Source organism: Calditrichota bacterium (assembly GCA_013151735.1).
Taxonomy (GTDB): domain Bacteria; phylum Zhuqueibacterota; class JdFR-76; order JdFR-76; family BMS3Abin05; genus BMS3Abin05.
Genome location: JAADHR010000062.1, coordinates 1 through 17,779, shown reverse-complemented (window position 1 = coordinate 17,779; position 17,779 = coordinate 1). Strand labels below are relative to the sequence as shown.

The following is a 17,779-nucleotide window of genomic DNA, read 5'->3' as shown; positions in this document are numbered from 1 at the left end:
AAAAACACGCCGGGCCGTATTGCAGTATCTAATTCATCTTTAAAAATATAAGACATTTTTAACTGGACTACAATATCAAAATAAACCCGGATTCTCAGGGATTTTCGAATCTGGAATAGGATCCGGTAAATGAGGAAAATAGGGAAGGCACATGAAGGGTAAGACGGCGATATTCCGACCGACCTTACTTTTTGGGCAACGGCTGCAAACGGCGCGTCAGCCTTTGAAGCCAGGGAGCCGGGACATTTCCCATAATCAGAAAGGTGAATCCATCCCGTTCAAACGGAATGACCTCCATCGGGGGCCGCCGATTTTCCGGCGGGTGGTGCCGCCGCATCCGATCCAAAAATCGCTTCGCCATGTGATTTGATGCCTCAATTTGAAAGATCGAAAAATCAATCATACCGTCGCTGAAGTGAGATTGGATCATCGCCATGTTGTGGTGCCGGGTGAAGCGCCCCTCAATAAAAGCAAAACCCTTGGGCAGCGGGCGCGGCAGATAAATTGGATACGGAGCCGCTTTTGCCAGATTTTCCAGGCGGCGAAATACGCTTCCCATCCCCTTAAAGTGCCTTTTTCTTCGCCACCCCATGGCGCCCTTCTTTTCAACCACTCTCCCGGAAACAACAAACAGGGAATCCTGAAAACTTTTCGGAAAATCAATGGCAATCACTCGTTTTGCCTTAATTGTTTTGAGTCCGCGTGGGGTTTCAATTTGTTGTACCTGGCGAAGGATAATTCCCGTCCGGGCATCCAGCCAGATTTTCCAGATTAATCTTCCCGGATAGTTCGGAAGGATTGAAAGAATATCGGCAGCGCGATTAGCAAGTGTCCCATCGGGCCTTAATTGGATCGTGTAGTTCTTTTCGACCAGTTTTAGGTAAGATTTTCCTCTCACGCGTATCGGGAATTCTCGAATACGATCCTTTTCTCTTTGCGGAACGGGTCGAGCTACCCAGAAATCGCGAATTTTTGTGTAAAATGTTTTACCATTTTTTATGATAATGAGTTTTCGTGCATGGCGTCCCGGAAACCGCACAAGCCGCAGTCGATCGGGGCCGTCGTACCAGACCTCCCATTTTTCTATTCGATACCGGAGTTTATCCGGTGAACGATGTTGCCCCATTCGGTGTGAAACGGCCATCGTATCCATTACAATAGCATGATAGCGAACTGTTTCGTACCCCCGTTTCACCTTTTCAAAAGCGGTCTGCAGGTCGTTTTTTGCGAAAAGGGTTCCGCTGAAAATGCTCAGAAGAGTAAAAAGCAACCCTGCAATTCTCAACCGTCTTCTCATCTTCCCTCCCCTGACATATCGGCAAACTCAATCAGTTCGTCCGCCGGATCGGAGAAGGATTGGAAAACCGGGTTACGGTCGGAAGCCTCCTGATAGCTTTCATACAAATAATCATAGGGGTCGATAACGGCGGCCTTGTGTGCCGTAAAAGAAGAATACCCCCAATAGGAAACGAGAAAAAGAACGGCAACAGCCAATCCAAAACGATAGGCTGGCTGGAACAGAAATCCTCGGACAATGCGGCTCAGAGCCAATTGAATTCTCCTAAAAAATGAGCCTTTTTGTGGATTCTGCAACTTGCGATACAAGCCTCTTTCGAAATCCGCCCAGAACGCTTTATCCTCAATCTGAAGCCGCTGACCGCGTAGCAGCACCGACTGGCGTCTGATCCTGCCGGCTTCTGACCGGCAAACAGGACACTTTTTTAAATGATTCGCCATTTCCGGATGCTGTTTCAGAAGGCGATGAACATCACCATCAAAGGCCATTAACACACGTTGCGTATTCTTGCAAAGCGATTTCATTCGCATTTGTCCTTTCAAAGAATTCTTTCTATGTGTTTTCGCAATTTTTTTCGCGCATGGAAAAGCCGGGATTTAACCGTTCCCAGTGGAACGTTCAGAATTTTACTGGTTTCCTCTTCTGAAAACCCCTCTATATCGCGTAAAACCACAATGTGTCTCAATTTTTCCGGAAGTTTTTCGATGCCTTTCCAAACCACCTCTTTTGTTTCATTAACCGTATTTTCCGACGAATCCTGCGCCTCAAGCGTATCAATTAAACTATTTCGCTCATCATCCGATTCATTCTGAAATAATGAAAAAAAATGAACAACCTTCTTTCGGCGGTAAACATTAATAGCCTGATTAACAAGAATTTTGAAAAACCAGGGTGAAAATTTCTCCCCCGCCCGAAAGGAATCCGCCGCTTGAAATACCTTTACAAAGGCATCCTGGGTTACATCCTTGGCCTCCTCCAGATTATGCACATATTGAAAGGCTACCGAGACCGCCCGGCTGCGATACCGATCCACAAGCCGATTAAAAGCAGCCCGCTCGCCTGCCTGAAATCGAGACATCAATTCTTCATCAGAAACAGGGATATCTTCTTTCGTTTTCACGCTCTGCAACAAATCATTCGATCCTAATCCGCTTAATGGATGTTCCATTTTCTGCATTTTTCACAGATATGGAAACAGAGGTTATGATCCGCTCAACGCGGATTTCAGTTATAATTTACCGGCATTGTTCACTCTGACAAAAGACAGTCCGTTTAAATAAAATACGCGATTCCGGCATTGTCAAGTTTATTCCAATTCATTTTTAAAAATCGGCCGGCGGCAAATACGTCTGCCCCCGGCCAATTACCTGTGCCGCACACTATTTTTATGGCTCTACCGGTTTTTTGTAGACGTTTGAAAATCCTAAGGTCTTTTGAATCCCGGGCGTTCAAAACATCTCTCTCGCATAGGGGGTCTCATCCCATGGTGCATTTTTTTGCCCATCCGATCGCGCATGTTGCGTTTCATCATTGATCCCCGAAATTGCTGGATTTTCTGCCATTGTTCATCCGTGAGAACTTTACGAACGGCAATCAGATGGTGCAGTCGCAGCGTCGCCATTTGATTCTTGAGTCGGGAAATTTCTGCCTGTTTTTTGTCAATTTTCGAGAGGTCAGGGACGCGTGAGCTGCGAAGCATTTCCCTTAAGTCCAATTGAGCCACTCGAATTTTTGCATTCAATTCAATCTTTTGCTTCTGAAAATCTGTACGAAGCTTTTCGATTTTCGCCTTTTGGGTTGGATTAAGCAGATTCTCCGCTTCTTTTGGAAAGCCCTGAGCGAACACAGAGCCCACCGCAAATACGACCAGCATGATGAAAATACCGACGGCCTTTTTCATTTCTTGTACCTCCTCATTTTCGTTTGACGTTACATTGGTTCTTTTTTTTGCTGAATCTGATAGAGGATACAAACACTCCATTCAAAACGTTCAAAATTTATTTTTGGAGGACGGAGGATAGATCCTAAAGGATTGGATTGAGTTTCCATTGGGGGCGAGTTTAAAAAATTACAATGAAAAAACAGCGGGCGGGGAAACGGTTACTGCCCAATTGTTATCGAAATTTAATTGAAGAAAACAGGGGACCTTCCCCTTGTCCGGCAGGATTCTTGGGGTGGATTTCAAATTTTCGGGCCACGGGATACAGCTAATTATGGGAAATCGTGAGCAGCTTCTGAATCAAGCTTTCAAGCATTTTTGCAGATATTTCATGCGATTTGAAATAGGTGGCACCATTTGGGAGATATCCGGTAACAAGCGGCCCATTTTGTGAGGGATTTATCCGGTTAAGCAGTTGCCGCAGCATGGGATCGCGGGTGACTTCTACCAGAGAAATAATAATTTTATTGGAGGGATAGTATTTTGTATGAATACTTGAGACGAGCCGTTTGAGCTCATTTTGTTCACTTTTATTAAATGAGGGCGGCAGCCAGATAAAGATTTTAGGTTGATTAAGAATCCGGAGCTGGAGATATTGCTTTTCATTCGAGATTTTCCACCACATATTCACCTCCCACCGTTTCTTCCGCCGCACGCAAAAAAACCGTTTCTCTGTTCAGCTTACAAATGGGTCTGTCTATTAAGAATCCACGCCACCACGAAAAACCTTAACGAATCAGGGCAAGATCAATCGCCGTTTTTATCTTTTGATAATCAATCTTATCCACTTCGAAAACAGAACTTCCGCCAGAACGGTAAACAACGATTTTGGGTAAATCTTCCAGGGAAAATCGAAATTTTATAAGATCGCTTAGGTCACTCTCCGGAATGATATCCACAATGCCAAAAGAAACCGCCCGAAAATACTTGGGTTCCTTCGCAAGACGCCGAAAAATATCCATTAAGACTTCGCGAATATCCTGATATCCTTCATAGCTCACATACGCAATAACCGTAATGTAGGCCGAAAGCCGCTTGGAAATATATTCAACCCTATTTTCAATTTTATAAGGATTTATCATATTTTTTCATCATTTCAAGACATAAAAAAAGGGATTGAGAATAATCTCAACCCCCTCAGCTTATAGAATTCCATTTCATTTAATGCTGTTATCTTCACAAATGAATGGGCGGCTTAAGGGCTAAAACAGGCATACAACTTTTGGGTTTAGCCAACCGGGATGTCTCTCGGTCCCTGAGCAATCCCACCAACCGGAATATCTCTCGGTCCCTGAGCAATCCCACCGACCGGAATATCTCTCGGTCCCTGAGCAATCCCACCGACCGGAATGTCTCTCGGCCCCTCTCGGTCCCTGAGCAATCCCACCGACCGGAATATCTCTTGGTCCCTGAGCAATCCCACCGACCGGAATGTCTCTCGGCCCTTGAGCAATCCCGCCAACCGGAATGTCTCTCGGTCCCTGAGCAATCCCACCAACCGGAATATCTCTCGGTCCCTGAGCAATGCTACTCACCGGAACATTGTTGAGCTCGTTTGCAAACGTACCTGTGTACGGCAATCCAAACACCATAGCCACAACAATAGCCACCACCGCGATTTTGACAAAAGAACGCATGTCAATCCTCCTCCCAGGTTAAATTTTTCAATAATCCAATTTTCTTACTGCAATTATAATACCATTCCTGTTAAATGTAGAAAGAATACGCAAAATGCAACCCATTGATATATATGAAGTTATAAAGACCCGTGACATTAATTATTTTCGGTATTTTGTCAATAAAAGTGGATATTGCACAAGAATGGTGCACAAAAAGAGAGGGATTATACATCAAACATTTTATATCAAGAACTTATCCGGGTGCACTTAAAATTGTGCAATATTTGTTTCATCTTGTATTTTAAGCACCTAAGTCACACCCCCAAAAATGCACAAATAGTGGTGCAATTACAATTTTGGTTTTGCAATTTTATAGATTTTCAGCTTCCGGTGGAGGGTGTTTCGATGAATACCCAGAGTCTTTGCGGTTTTTGAGATATTCCAATCATTTAATCTCAGACTCTCCATCAATAATGTTCTCTCATAATCCTTCAGGGCCATTTTGCCTTTGCCGGAATTTACAAGGGCCTGAACCTTATTATTCGCACGGATTTCGACCGGCAAATCGTTAACCGTAATTTTTCCATTTTCGGCAAATATCGTCATGCGATGCACAACATTTTCCAATTCCCGAACGTTACCAGGCCAATCGTAATCAATAAGAGCCTTCATGGCCGCATCGGTAATTTTTGCCACATCTCCGGAATTACCGTATTTTTTTACAAAATATTCCACCAACAGCGGAATATCTTCTTTTCTTTCCCGCAAAGGGGGAATGACAATTGGCAAAACATTCAGGCGGTAGTACAAATCCTGGCGAAAGGTTTTGTTTCGAATTGCCTCTTCCAGATTTTTATTCGTTGCCGCAATAATTCTCACATCAACTTTTACCGTGTTGGTCCCCCCAATCCTCTGGAATTCCCGCTCCTGAATAACACGCAAAATCTTTGCCTGCGTATCCAGGCTCATATCGCCAATTTCATCCAGAAAAATGGTGCCTCCATCGGCCTGTTCAAATTTACCCAGGTGTTTATCCACCCCCGTGGCCACGCGTTTTTCGATTCCAAACAATTCACTTTCAAGCAATGTGGGAGGAATTGCTGCACAATTTACCGTTACAAACGGTTTATCTTTTCGACTGCTGTTGAAATGAATGATTCCCGCCAGTTTTTCTTTTCCCGTCCCGCTTTCCCCCCGGAGGAGAATATCCACATTTTTATCCAATATTTTTGAGACCACCTGAAAAATTTTCTGCATCGGTTTACTGGTCCCAATCATATCATTGAATTGGAATGTGTGTTTAATGAGTTCGCGAAGGTTTCTGACATCTTTTTCAAGGGAATCTTTGCGGCGCTTCACTTCCTCGTAATATTCGGAGTTGCTGATGGCTACCGCCGCCAGATCGGAAATGTTCTCCAGAAACTCCAAATCCCTGTAGCTGAAAATACGATCGGGATTACGACTGTCAATGTAAACCGTGCCAATGAGGCGGTCTTCCAGTTTCAGCGGGACGCACATCAACGAAAAGATTCGGAAATTTCGCACACTTTTGCTGTTTCGGAAACGGTCATCTCCCATGGTATTGCGTGAAAGTACCGAACTGCCCGTTTTCTCCACCCGCTCAATAATCGACTGACTCAACCGAATGGCATCTTCAATGGTGGCTTCCTCCATGCCCCGGCTCACCTTTACCTCCAGACCGCCGCTCGATTTGTCCAGAAAAAGAATGGCGGCCCGGTCCGCCTTCAGCAGATTAATGACGGTATTCATAATATTGTGGAGCATGGTTTCCAGATTGAAGATTGAATGAACGATCAAACTGGTCTGCTGGAGGGCGTTTATTTGACTTTCTCCCCCCGTTCCCTGTTGCAGATTGGCGAGGATGTGCTCTTGTGTTTCGATCAAATGATTCATCAGGCGAAGCCGTTCGCTGCGGGCAGGAATTTTTTCAAACAGTTGAACCGCTTTTTTAAGGTGAACCTGGGCCTGCTCAAAATCATCCCTGATGGCATGCGTTAAGGCAAGAGCCTTGTGCGTCCGCGCCTGTTCGATAACGGCACCCAAACGAATGAAAATTTCCAGAGATTTCTGGTAGCTTTCCAGTGCCTGTGTAAGCTGTTCTTTTTTGTTCCATGCGTCACCCAGCTGCCGATAGGCAATTCCCTGCCATAACGGATCTGCAAAAACGGATAAATTATTTATAAGAAAATTTCGATAATACTCTCCGCGCTGATAATCATGGTATTTAAGCGCGTATTGTAAGATATAAATAGCCACCTGCGCCCGTTCTTCCTCCAAACGATAAATCTGGCAAATGTCCTCCGCCTGGATCAGATAATCCAGTGCCTTCTCTTTCTGGTTTACTTTTAAATAATGAGCCCCCAATTTCAAGAGGACTTCGGCTGTATCTTCCTCAGCTTTCAGCTTCTCAAGCATCCGGAGGCTTCGATGATAATAGGCGCGGGACCGTCGATAATTTTCGATTACGTCATACATATCGCCCATTCGTTCCATGGCCATGGCAATGTTTTTTAGATTCCCCAACCGATAATCGGTTTGAATGGATTTTTTTTCGTAAATCAGGGCTTCTTCGATTTGGCCAAAATGAAACAACAGCATACCCAGATTATCCAGAACATCGGCGGTTGTTTCTTCCAAACCCAGACCTTGAGAAATTTTCAGGACTTCCTTGTAAGCCTTATAAGCGTCCTTCCAGTTCCCCTCATAATATTGTACATTGGCCAGATTATTCAGGATCTGGGGAAGATAACTGACATCCTTTATGGTTCGCCGGATTTTTAAGCAGTTCTGATAATGTCTTTTCGCTTGTTTCAGATCACCCTTTCGCCTGAAAAGAATTCCAAGATTATTGTGAACGTGAGCCATTCCGCGAAAATGGGTAATCCGGTCAAATATCTCAAGGCTTTTCAGAAAGGCCGATTCCGCCTCATCCAATTTGTTTTCAATAAGATAGGTCACCCCCATGCGATTATAGGTAAACCCCAAATTGGCTTCTGATTTTGCTTTTTTAAACAGATCCAGAGCAATATCATACTGGTGATAGGCCTTTTCAAAATCACCTTTTAACCGGTAAATCCATCCCAATTCATAGTGCCCCCGCCCATTCAATTCCGGGGAAAGAGACTCCCATGCATTTTGTTGATCTATTAACAATCGGAAAACATCATCTACTCGGCCTACTTTTTGAAGAATATCCACATTCCGGAACTTCCATTTCCACAATGCTTCGTTAGTCAAATCAAAGCGATTCGGATCGTCCAGCACATTGTGAATAACATCCAGGCTTTTTTCAAACTCCCCGCCAAGCTCATAAAGTGTGGCCAATTTCTCAAGCACATTTTCCTGCATTTCAAATTCATCATCGGATAAGAGCTTCAAATATTCGGAATAAAAATGAACAGCCTGGGGAATATCGAACATGGAACGCGCGTAATCCGCGGCAATGGGCAGATACTGTTTTGCTTTTTCGCGATTTTGACATTCGAGGGCATGGTGGGTCAAACGTACAGCCCATTCATTGGACAATCCATCACCCTGTTCCTCAATGGTGGCAATCCATCGCTCATGAATGGCTTTTGCCTCCGATGGTGGGGTAATCTCATTAAGAAAATCAGCCCAGCTCTGCTGTGCCAATCGAAACAGAACGGCTTCGCCCACAATTTCTCTGAGAACAAGGCCCGCCGACAACAGGGTATCCACACCCTCCAAAAACGCCTCATTTTTTTCTTCAAAAAAGCTCTGAAGCAACCCAAAGGGGACGGCTTCTCCGTGAAGAGCCAGAGCCTGCAAAATGGATCGGGCAGAGGGTATGAGTTTTTCCCAACGAGACTTCAACAAGTCTGACATGGCATTAGGAATTCCAACGCCTGGTTTCATTCCCTTCCAGACCCAGAATCCGTTTTCTCGAACCAGAAGTTCCCTATCGATGAGATATTGAAGCAAATGTTCAGAAAACAAGGGGTTGCCAGAGGTTTGTTCATATAAATCGTTATAAAGCAAATCAAAGTTTTTAACTCTGGCCATTTTTTGTTCGAGAAATGTCTGAAAATCCACATGATTAAACGACTTCAACACCAACCGATGGAATGTTTTTTCCGGTTGAAAATTTTGATAAAAATCCTGTAATCGAATTTCATCTCCGGAAACCAGCCCCACAAGAAGCATTTCAATGGAGGTCCCGTTAAAAATCAGGTAGCGCATAAAGTGATGGATTGATTCCGATGCTTCCTGAAAATCGTCCAGAACGGCCAGAAGGGGCAAGAATCCATCATTTTTTTTCAGTTGCCGAATGGCCGTTGAAAATTTTTCCAACAAGCGAACAAAAACATCGAAAATCTGCGCCTTATCCTTAAAAATTTCAGGAATCTTTCGGCCTTTTCCGTGCGTCAGGATAAAATGCCAGATGGTTTCTTCATCCTCGGACAGATCGATTCCGGCCGGAGCAGAAACCCCAATTTGACGAATGAGTTCAACAATCAGACCGTAGGGAACCCCTCTGGTATCGGAAGAATTCAGATAAAATACCTTGCCGCCATCCAATTGAATCTGTGTGGAAAACTCCTGCAGCAATCGTGTTTTGCCCACGCCTCGCTCACCGTGAATCAGTACAAAATGGAGATTCTGTTGACTTCGGCTGGTTTCAAGAACCTGACGCAGGCGTTTGAGTTCCGGCTTTCGCCCTACAAATCCGCCTCCCCAAATCTGCGCAGAAGCCTGTAATTTTGGAATGGGAATAGAAACCGGAGAGAGTTCCAATAGATCCTGAACCACCTCCAGGGCAGAGCTGTAACGGGCAGACGGGTTTTTCTCCAGTAATTTGAAAATAATTTCACTTAATTCAAAGGGAATATCTTTCCGGATTGCCGTCGGATTTTCCGGAATTTTGTGCAAGTGCTGTTTGAGAACTTCAATGGGCGTTTCAGCTGTGAAGGGTTTTTCCCCTGTGGCAATTTCATAAAGCGTCACCCCAAGAGAATACAAATCGGCACGCGGGTCTATTTTCCAACCGCGGATAGCCTCCGGAGAAACATAAAAATGGCTTCCGCCCCGCGGATCAAAGTCTGATATCTGGAAATTTTCAGCCATACCAAAATCAGTGAGTAAGGCCTGGAATTCATCATTTTTATTCGGCTGAAGCAAAATATTTGCGGGTTTCAAGTCACGATGAATAATCCCGCGATTGTGCAGATAATCCAGAGCCAGGCAGATTTGCGTGGCATATCGAACAAAGGAGGAGAGATCAAATGATTCAGAAAACAGGTCCATCAAGGCAGGACCTTCGACAAAATCCATGGTAAAATAGGGCTGGCGGCTTTTTTCAAAGCCAAAATTAAACACACGAATAATATTCGGATGCGACAGCTTTTTGAGATTTAGAAATTCCCGCTCAAATAAAACCAGTTCGTCTGAGGAAATTAAATCCGGATTCAAAAGTTTCAGGGCCAGAATTTCTCCAGAGATGTTATCCAGCACCTTAAAAACCTTCCCGCTGCCACCCTCCCCTAATGCCTTTTCCACGAAATACCTGTTATCGATCAGCATTATCCTCACTCAACTTTTTATGCACCAAAATTAGTCTCTTTTTGGAGTGCCCTTAACTATATCGAACAATTTGTAGAAATAATTTACATAGAAACATTTTTAAAAATAGTATTAAAAAAAATTGGGAAAAACAAGACTTATTTGCACTTTTTTTGTGCACCTTCATGCAACAAAAAAAGGCCTGAACACAATGTTCAGACCTTTTTCCATAAGTGGAGGCGGCGGGAATCGAACCCGCGTCCGAGAAAGAGCCGACAAGAATTTCTACATACATAGTCTGTTGATTAGTGTCGCTTGCGGGCCCTCAACAGACAAAGGGAGCCGCAAGTCTATCCGGTCAGCTTAACCTGGCAACCCCGGAAATTTGCCAGGAGCACCTGCACATGCGACGCTCCACCTACCCTATGCAGGTCTCGGATAGGGGAACGTGACCGCTAATTAAGCGGCCAATGCGTAATTGTAGTCTGCATTTATATTTTGTTTCCGACTATTTTACGTGGTGCCGGAGACCACGGTATGCCATTCTTGTCTCTTTCCAATCCCGTCGAACCCAAAGCGCCCCCAAATTCACTACTTTATATGACAGCCACAAGTAAATGTTCCCTCTATTTCTACAAAAATGGAAATCCGTTGTCCATTTTCCTGAGTCTTCTCGACGCCGCTATTTCCCGTGAATGTCACCCGCTATTCTTCACTTTTTCCGAATGCCGGTTCAATTTCTGAAAGGCCTCGCCCTGAAGATCAAAAACCAAATAGGGATTGTCACTTCGAAGAAAGGACATGTAGGCCGATCCCAGATAACTCCAGGCTAAAATCCGATCGACCCCGGCTTCAGCCGAAATCGTTGTGGCCAGCTTAACAAAGTGCTCCGTTCCGGCTTTCACCTTGAAATTCTTAATCCACATCTCCGATTGCTTGTTGTAGGTATCGGCCAGCGTTTTTATGATTTTTGAATCCTTCAGATAGCGGTCTTTTACCCGGTCTTCCGGATCGTCGTATTCCCAGTAGGGATCGGTCGCCAGCACATCTACGGATGAAATTTGCGCCACTTTTTCGGGGTCCCGGATGCCGTCGTCCAGTTGAAAAGACGGCGGCAGCATGCATACGTCATTTTCCATGCCTTTTTCCCGGGCAAAACGACTCATTTCCGATAAAAAACCAATCAGGGAATCCTCCCGAAAATCCAGAACATCTTCCGTTCGGGTCCGGGGCATCGGATAACCGTATTTCTCCTCAAATTTCTGTTGGCACGCGCGGCAATAGCAGGTTTCCCTGGGCACTGCCGCAGGCGAACCCTCCTCATCCCAGTGGCTCATATAAAAATGGGGTTCATCCCATAAAATGACATCGGCTCCGCAAAAGACCACCGCCTCCACCCATTTTTTAACAAACGCCCTGAATTTGGGACTGTTAAAACAGGCAGCCGGCACGGGATGTCCCTGGGCATCCACCTGCAAATCGCCGGGATTTCGGGTAATAAATCGGGAGTAGCTTTCGCCTCCGAACACACCGCCCAAACCCCAGGGGTTCATGTAAACCAGGAGATTTTCATCGTGAGCCAGTCTCACCAGCTCCTTCATCGTCTCCGGATAAAACTCCATATCTTCTTCCGCAAACGTCAGCAGAACCGCTGTGGCGCCGTGGCTTTTCATTCGTTTAAAATCAATCACCGCATATTCCGGATTTCGCACCCCAAAATAGCTGAAACCTGTAACCATTTTCGCCTCCATTACTCCAGCATTCTCCGAATATCCTTGTAAAGATCCGGTGCCGTATTGGGTCCAAGTGAATTAACTTCGCCGTAAAGGGGTTTTTTCGAATTGTACAAGTAAGGTGGATGATCCCAGCGATCCCACTCGCTTTTTGGGATGATGTACCCGATCTCATCGTTTGCCAATCCCCAAATCAAATTGACTTTCCCGTGCATAAATTCCCGAATGGCCGGAACCTCGATTGGATTGATTTTGTAATCGGCCCCGGGAGGATTGACCCCCCCGCCGTTGACGATCTCCGGATAAATCTCTCCGGGAATGGTCAAAATCCACGCGTCCCCAAGTACAAGGAGATCAATTTCGGAACGCAGTTTCATCCACCCGGACATGCCGCGGTTAAGCACGCCAAACAGGCTGCCCAATTTGAAGTATTTGTTTGCAAACGGCAGAAAAACCGTTCTGACCCACAGATGCAAATCGGGATTTTCATTAAACGTCCATGTCCCGTTTTGCGTGATGTCCAGCACCTTTTCGGCCAGGGTGTAGCCGATAGCCCGTGCCTTCTCAAACGAGGGTTTTTCAAATGATTTTCCCAGATAGGGATCGGTCGGATTGGCCCGAATGGGGGTCATTAAACCGCCGATAGCACCGTTAATGTAAATGGCCACGCCCCCAATTCCCTGGCGAATAAGCTTTCCATTGTAAACAAGACCCTTTTCAATCCCTTCCCGCACATAATTCGGGAAATCGGAGGTAACCAGCAAATTTTTGCTCTCCAGTGCTTCCGGGTGATTGGCCCAGTTGACCAGAGTTGCAATCGGCTCACGACTGTCCCTGTTTAGGAATTGAAGCACATAGAGGTCATCATCAAAAACATAAGGCGGACGCGAATCTTTTACCAGCTCATCGCGGACGTGGGGAATCTTTGTCATTCGAATCGCGGCGGGCACCATCCTTGAACGGGCGCTGTCAATAGAGGCAACAATTTGCCTTTTCACAAAGGCCAAATAGGCCGCATTAACGCCGGTCTTTGTGGGTTTCTCGCCCCACATTCCAATCAGGTCAGGAGCTTCGTGATCGTGGGTCGATATGACAATCACATGATCAATTCCCCAGTCCTTCGGGACCATCTGGCGAACATCGATCACATCATCCATCATGAAACCGATGGCATCAATCACCACAACCGCCGTCTTGAGGGCTTGATTTCCAAAAACGACGGTGCGTGCCCAGAGATCATCGTGAACGCCGTTTGCGGCCCGGGCATGGCTAAAGCCTGCCAACCAGTAGGCATCAAATCTGCCGTTTCCGTTTTTGTCGACGAAATGATCTCCCTTTTTGGGTTGATATTTTGCATTTGAATCCACATCTACCCAGGTATCTTCGATTTTGGGCGTAATCGGAAGAGCTGCTGCCCCGGCCTGAAAAACCTTTACCGGGACCTGTACGCTCGGATCGGGCAAATTGAGATCGAGCCGATAACCGCTGTGGCGGTCCCGCATGTGCCACCATCCCCAAAAAATTCCAATCAAAATAAGCAGCACAAGAAAAAACACGATGTAACTAACAATTTTTCTGGCCTTCGGACTAAGAACACATGCCATAAGAAAGACCCCTCTCACATTTTTTGAAACGGTTTTGCCTCAAATTACTGAAATATATCTTTATTTTTACCGCTGCACGCGGCCGGATGCGTCTCCCCGCATCAGGGTTTCAACCTCCGAAACACTTACCCGGTTATAATCGCCGGGGATTGAATGTTTAAGGCAGGATGCGGCTACGGCAAATTCCAGGGCCTCTCCCGGTGCAGAAAAATGATTCAGTCCGTAAATGAGCCCCGCTGCGAAGGAATCGCCGCCCCCTACGCGATCCACGATGTGCGTGATGTCGTATTTTCGACTCACAAAAAAATCGCTTCGGGTGTGCAGAACGGCCGACCACCGGTTGTGACTGGCGCTGATGCTTTCGCGAAGCGTAATGGCCTGCATCTTCAGATTTGGAAATTCTTCGAGTACCTTTTCTGCCAAGTGTTTGTACGCCTCTGCTTTCAGTTCCCCGGATGTGACATCCACATTCACAGAGATACCCAGTGACTTCTGGCAATCCTCTTCGTTGGCAATTCCCACATCTACAAATTGAACCAGTTCCCGCATAACCTCCGGAGCCGACCGGCCATAGTTCCAGAGTTTTTTGCGAAAATTGAAATCGCAGCTTACCGTAAGACCCAATTCCTTAGCCGTTTGAACCGCTTCCAATGAAACCTCCGCCGCAGATGCACTGATTGCCGGAGTGATTCCCGTGATGTGAAACCAGCCCGCCCCTTGAAAAACCTTCTTCCAGTCCACCTGGCCCGGTTGAATGTCAGAGACGGCAGAATGTGCCCGGTCATAAATCACTTTTGAGGGACGCTGATTGGCACCGCCTTCCAAAAAATAGATTCCCATTCGTTCCCCGGACCGCAGAACAAATTGGGTATCCACACCGAATCCCCGCAACTGGGCGAGGCACGCATCGGCCACAGGGTTGGCCGGCAGAGCTGTTACAAAGGAAACCTCCTCACCAAAACCGGCCAGTGCCACAGCCACATTGGCCTCTCCTCCGCCAAATGTCGCCTCCAGCACCGGGGACTGAAAAAGCCGCTCGAAACCCGGAGATTTTAATCGCAGCATCACTTCACCAAATGTAACGATCCGCATAAGTATCCCAGCTCCTAATCAATTGTTTCAAGTACAATTTCCCGGTTCTTAATCGGCGATTCAATAAAAATCAATCCATTTTCCAAATAACTGCGCAGGCCCAAATTTTTCAGAAAAAACGCGGCCCGGCCAGGGAAATGCGTTCCCACAACAAGCCGTTCCGGCTGCTCCTTTTTTGAGACTTCCAAAAAATTAAACAGGGCCAAGAAATCTCCTTGCAATTTCCGGGACAGGTTTTCCAGAAGATCTTCCGTCCCGTTGAAAACCACCTTCTTTAACCGAAAACCGAGCATTTTTTTGATGGCCTCTCGGGTACGGGCGGTAATCTCTTCAAATTGCCCGGCACGAATCAGATCCGACTTGACCATCCAGCTCCCCCCCACAGCCGCTACAAACCCCGACTGCAAATATGCCAGCATAGTGTCGCTGTTTACCCCGCCGGTGGGAATAAATTTAACACCCCCAAAAACAGGTGCCAGGGCTTTAAGTGTTTTTAATCCCCCGCTGGCTTCGGCGGGGAAGAATTTCAGGGTTGAAAGCCCCAGACGCAGGGCCTGCTGAATTTCGGTGGCGGTTGCCACACCCGGCATCACTGCAATATTTTTCTCCTGACAAAAACGAACCACCGCCTCATTCAGCCCCGGAGACACTATGAACCTGGCCCCGGCCGAAATCGCACGTTCCGCCTGATCGGTGGTGAGAACCGTTCCGGCTCCTACCAGCATATCCGGGACTTTCCGGCTGATGTTTCGAATGGATTCTTCTGCCGCATCCGTCCGAAACGTAATTTCCGCACAGGGCAGCCCGGCTCCACGCAAGGCTTCTGCCAGAGGACGGGCCTTTCGGGCATCTTCGATCTTCACAACGGGAATAATTCCGAAATTGGAAAGTGTCTCTAAAACAGATTCTGCCATACGCACTCCCTAAAATCCACTCATCTGTCGCTATCTCTTTTAATAACGGTAAACACGGCCTACTTTTTTTGATTTAGAATCGCTTCGATCTCATCCATGACCTGATTCATGGTTTTCATGGTCAAATCAAACGGTTCGGACGTGGTTAAATCGACCCCGGCATCCTGAAGCATTTTCACCGGATATTCCGACCCGCCGGATTTCAGAAAGGTCAGATAGCGCTGAACGGCTTCTTTATCTCCCGAAAGAACCTTCGTCACCAACGCCTGAGACGCCACAAAGCTCGTGGCATACTGGTACACATAAAAATTGTAATAGAAATGGGGAATGTAAGCCCATTCCACATAATACAAGGGATTAATAGCCATGACTCCCTTGTCCACGCCATAATATTTTTTTAGAATCTTACCGTAAATTTGGTTTAATTTGTCTCCCGTCAGGGATTCACCCTTTTCCACCATTTCGTGGATTTTTAGCTCGAACTCAGCAAATTGGGTTTGGCGAAATACGGTTCCGCGAATATTTTCGAGGAAATTTCCCAGAAGCGACAGCCGCACGTTGGGATCTTTGGTCTCATCCAAAACATGGTGCATAAGAAGCGCCTCGTTAAAGGTTGAAGCCACTTCCGCTACAAAAATGGGGTACTGTGAAGTCGGATACGGCTGATATTTATTGGACAAATAGCTCTGCATGGTGTGACCGGATTCGTGCGCCAGTGTGGAAACATCGTCGTAAGCACCGTTGTAATTCAGCAAAATAAACGGATGTACATCGTAGACCGAGCCGTTGGAATAGGCTCCCGAGCGTTTGCCCGGTGTGGGGAACACATCCACCCAACGGTGATTGTAGCCGTATTTTAGCGCGTTCAAATACTCATTGCCCAATGGCTTCAGGGCTTGAAGCACCAATTTTTCCGCATCGTCGATAGGATACGTCAACTTTACCTTCGAGACCAGAGGCGGATAAATATCGTAGTACCGGAGTGTGTCCACGCCCAGCATCCGTTTTCTGATTTTCAGGTAACGATACAGGGTTCCCAAATTCTCGTTCACATCCTTAATCAAATTATAATAAACGCTTGTGGGAATATTATTTTCATCCAGAGCCGCTTCGAGACAGGTGTTGTATTTTCGCACCCGGGCGTAAAATAAATCCTTTTGAACCTCCGCATTCAACGTGGTCCCCAATGTTCGTTTGTACTCATCGTACGTTTTCCAGAATTTGTTGAAGACCAATTTCCGGTCCTGCCTGATTGTGGAGGCCCGATACCGGGTGTAGGCGGATTGGGACAATTGCACCTTTTCACCCGTACTCAACGTAATAGTTGGAAACGGCATATCGGCATTGCTTAAAACCCCGTACACGTTGTAAGGCGCCGATGCCATGAGCCCGGCATCAGCGATAATTTTTTCCTCGGCCTGATTGAGCGTGTGGGGACGCATGCGCTGAATATCATGCAGATAAAATGCGTAGATTTTAAGGCCGGGTTCTTTTGCAATGAACTCGTCAATCTTTTTGGGATCTATTTGTAAAATTTCAGGGGACAAGAAGGATGTTTTGGCCGAGAATTGATTGCTCACCAATTCAATCTCCTGTTTCAGCCCCATCGCTTTGGCATCCCGGGTGTCCAGATCAAATTTCATACTGGCATAACTATTTAATTTGACCAGCTCCTTTTGCAGATTAAAAACAGTGTCCAGTGCTTTTAGCAGAGTTTGCGGAGAATCTCCAAGATGTCCCTTGTAGGCATCAATTTCCTGCATCTTTTTCACAAATGATTTTTTGGCCTGCTCCCATGCCTGATCGGAAGCGTACAAATCAGCCAAATTCCACGTGTACCGGGAAGGGACGTCATCTCGTGATTTGTATTGGGAAATTGCCTGGCTCTGTCCCATGATTGTAACTCCTATGATTAATAAAAGACTTCGAACGATTTTTTTTCGCATCAGTTTCTCCTTTTTTCAAACTCTGTCGTTGCGAGTTTGATCTAACAGCTGGTTTAATAATGAATTATAATAAATCTAAAAAACTGATTTTTTT

The 17,779-nt window shown here is 46.0% G+C and carries 13 protein-coding genes and 1 other RNA gene; all 14 read right to left on the bottom strand.

Translation table 11 applies throughout. The features are described 5' to 3' along the window. Positions 1-184: 184 nt before the first annotated feature. Positions 185-1,297 carry a hypothetical protein gene (locus GXO76_04380; GenBank protein NOY77087.1) on the bottom strand — a complete coding sequence of 371 codons (1,113 nt, stop codon included), beginning with the start codon at positions 1,295-1,297 and terminating at the stop codon, positions 185-187. Then, a complete protein-coding gene (locus GXO76_04375) occupies positions 1,294-1,821 on the bottom strand; it encodes a hypothetical protein (GenBank protein NOY77086.1) in 528 nt (175 codons plus the stop codon). The genes GXO76_04380 and GXO76_04375 overlap by 4 nt, the downstream gene beginning before the upstream one ends. Before the next feature lie 14 nt (positions 1,822-1,835). Then, positions 1,836-2,465, bottom strand: coding sequence for a sigma-70 family RNA polymerase sigma factor (locus GXO76_04370; GenBank protein NOY77085.1), 630 nt, complete (start codon positions 2,463-2,465; stop codon positions 1,836-1,838). A 255-nt stretch (positions 2,466-2,720) separates the two neighbouring features. Then, positions 2,721-3,197, bottom strand: coding sequence for a hypothetical protein (locus GXO76_04365; GenBank protein NOY77084.1), 477 nt, complete (start codon positions 3,195-3,197; stop codon positions 2,721-2,723). Positions 3,198-3,504: 307 nt separating this feature from the next. Then, positions 3,505-3,861, bottom strand: a complete 357-nt coding sequence (locus tag GXO76_04360; protein NOY77083.1) for a hypothetical protein — start codon at positions 3,859-3,861, stop codon at positions 3,505-3,507. Positions 3,862-3,964: 103 nt separating this feature from the next. Beyond that, a complete protein-coding gene (locus GXO76_04355; protein NOY77082.1) occupies positions 3,965-4,318 on the bottom strand; it encodes a hypothetical protein in 354 nt (117 codons plus the stop codon). 120 nt (positions 4,319-4,438) lie between these two features. Continuing rightward, entirely contained in the window at positions 4,439-4,873 is a 435-nt protein-coding gene (locus tag GXO76_04350) for a hypothetical protein (protein ID NOY77081.1), read from the bottom strand. A gap of 330 nt (positions 4,874-5,203) precedes the next feature. Next, positions 5,204-10,393, bottom strand: a complete 5,190-nt coding sequence (locus GXO76_04345; GenBank protein ID NOY77080.1) for a tetratricopeptide repeat protein — start codon at positions 10,391-10,393, stop codon at positions 5,204-5,206. Between the two features lie 234 nt (positions 10,394-10,627). Next, positions 10,628-10,980, bottom strand: a transfer-messenger RNA (tmRNA) gene (ssrA, locus tag GXO76_04340). Positions 10,981-11,094: 114 nt separating this feature from the next. Continuing rightward, positions 11,095-12,135, bottom strand: coding sequence for a hypothetical protein (locus GXO76_04335; protein NOY77079.1), 1,041 nt, complete (start codon positions 12,133-12,135; stop codon positions 11,095-11,097). 11 nt (positions 12,136-12,146) lie between these two features. Next, a complete protein-coding gene (locus GXO76_04330) occupies positions 12,147-13,733 on the bottom strand; it encodes a hypothetical protein (protein ID NOY77078.1) in 1,587 nt (528 codons plus the stop codon). A gap of 66 nt (positions 13,734-13,799) precedes the next feature. Then, positions 13,800-14,825, bottom strand: a complete 1,026-nt coding sequence (locus GXO76_04325) for a sugar kinase (protein NOY77077.1) — start codon at positions 14,823-14,825, stop codon at positions 13,800-13,802. Between the two features lie 14 nt (positions 14,826-14,839). After that, positions 14,840-15,739 carry a bifunctional 4-hydroxy-2-oxoglutarate aldolase/2-dehydro-3-deoxy-phosphogluconate aldolase gene (gene eda / locus GXO76_04320; GenBank protein NOY77076.1) on the bottom strand — a complete coding sequence of 300 codons (900 nt, stop codon included), beginning with the start codon at positions 15,737-15,739 and terminating at the stop codon, positions 14,840-14,842. Between the two features lie 59 nt (positions 15,740-15,798). Further along, a complete protein-coding gene (gene pepF, locus GXO76_04315; protein NOY77075.1) occupies positions 15,799-17,685 on the bottom strand; it encodes an oligoendopeptidase F in 1,887 nt (628 codons plus the stop codon). Positions 17,686-17,779 lie beyond the last annotated feature (94 nt).

Bases quoted from the DNA above. Each gene is read 5' to 3' on its own strand.
- GXO76_04380 (NOY77087.1), bottom strand. From the start codon at position 1,297: ATGAGAAGACGGTTGAGAATTGCAGGGTTGCTTTTTACTCTTCTGAGC.
- GXO76_04375 (NOY77086.1), bottom strand. From the start codon at position 1,821: ATGAAATCGCTTTGCAAGAATACGCAACGTGTGTTAATGGCCTTTGAT.
- GXO76_04370 (NOY77085.1), bottom strand. From the start codon at position 2,465: ATGGAACATCCATTAAGCGGATTAGGATCGAATGATTTGTTGCAGAGC.
- GXO76_04365 (NOY77084.1), bottom strand. From the start codon at position 3,197: ATGAAAAAGGCCGTCGGTATTTTCATCATGCTGGTCGTATTTGCGGTG.
- GXO76_04360 (NOY77083.1), bottom strand. From the start codon at position 3,861: ATGTGGTGGAAAATCTCGAATGAAAAGCAATATCTCCAGCTCCGGATT.
- GXO76_04355 (NOY77082.1), bottom strand. From the start codon at position 4,318: ATGATAAATCCTTATAAAATTGAAAATAGGGTTGAATATATTTCCAAG.
- GXO76_04350 (NOY77081.1), bottom strand. From the start codon at position 4,873: ATGCGTTCTTTTGTCAAAATCGCGGTGGTGGCTATTGTTGTGGCTATG.
- GXO76_04335 (NOY77079.1), bottom strand. From the start codon at position 12,135: ATGGTTACAGGTTTCAGCTATTTTGGGGTGCGAAATCCGGAATATGCG.
- GXO76_04330 (NOY77078.1), bottom strand. From the start codon at position 13,733: ATGGCATGTGTTCTTAGTCCGAAGGCCAGAAAAATTGTTAGTTACATC.
- GXO76_04325 (NOY77077.1), bottom strand. From the start codon at position 14,825: ATGCGGATCGTTACATTTGGTGAAGTGATGCTGCGATTAAAATCTCCG.
- eda (NOY77076.1), bottom strand. From the start codon at position 15,739: ATGGCAGAATCTGTTTTAGAGACACTTTCCAATTTCGGAATTATTCCC.
- pepF (NOY77075.1), bottom strand. From the start codon at position 17,685: ATGCGAAAAAAAATCGTTCGAAGTCTTTTATTAATCATAGGAGTTACA.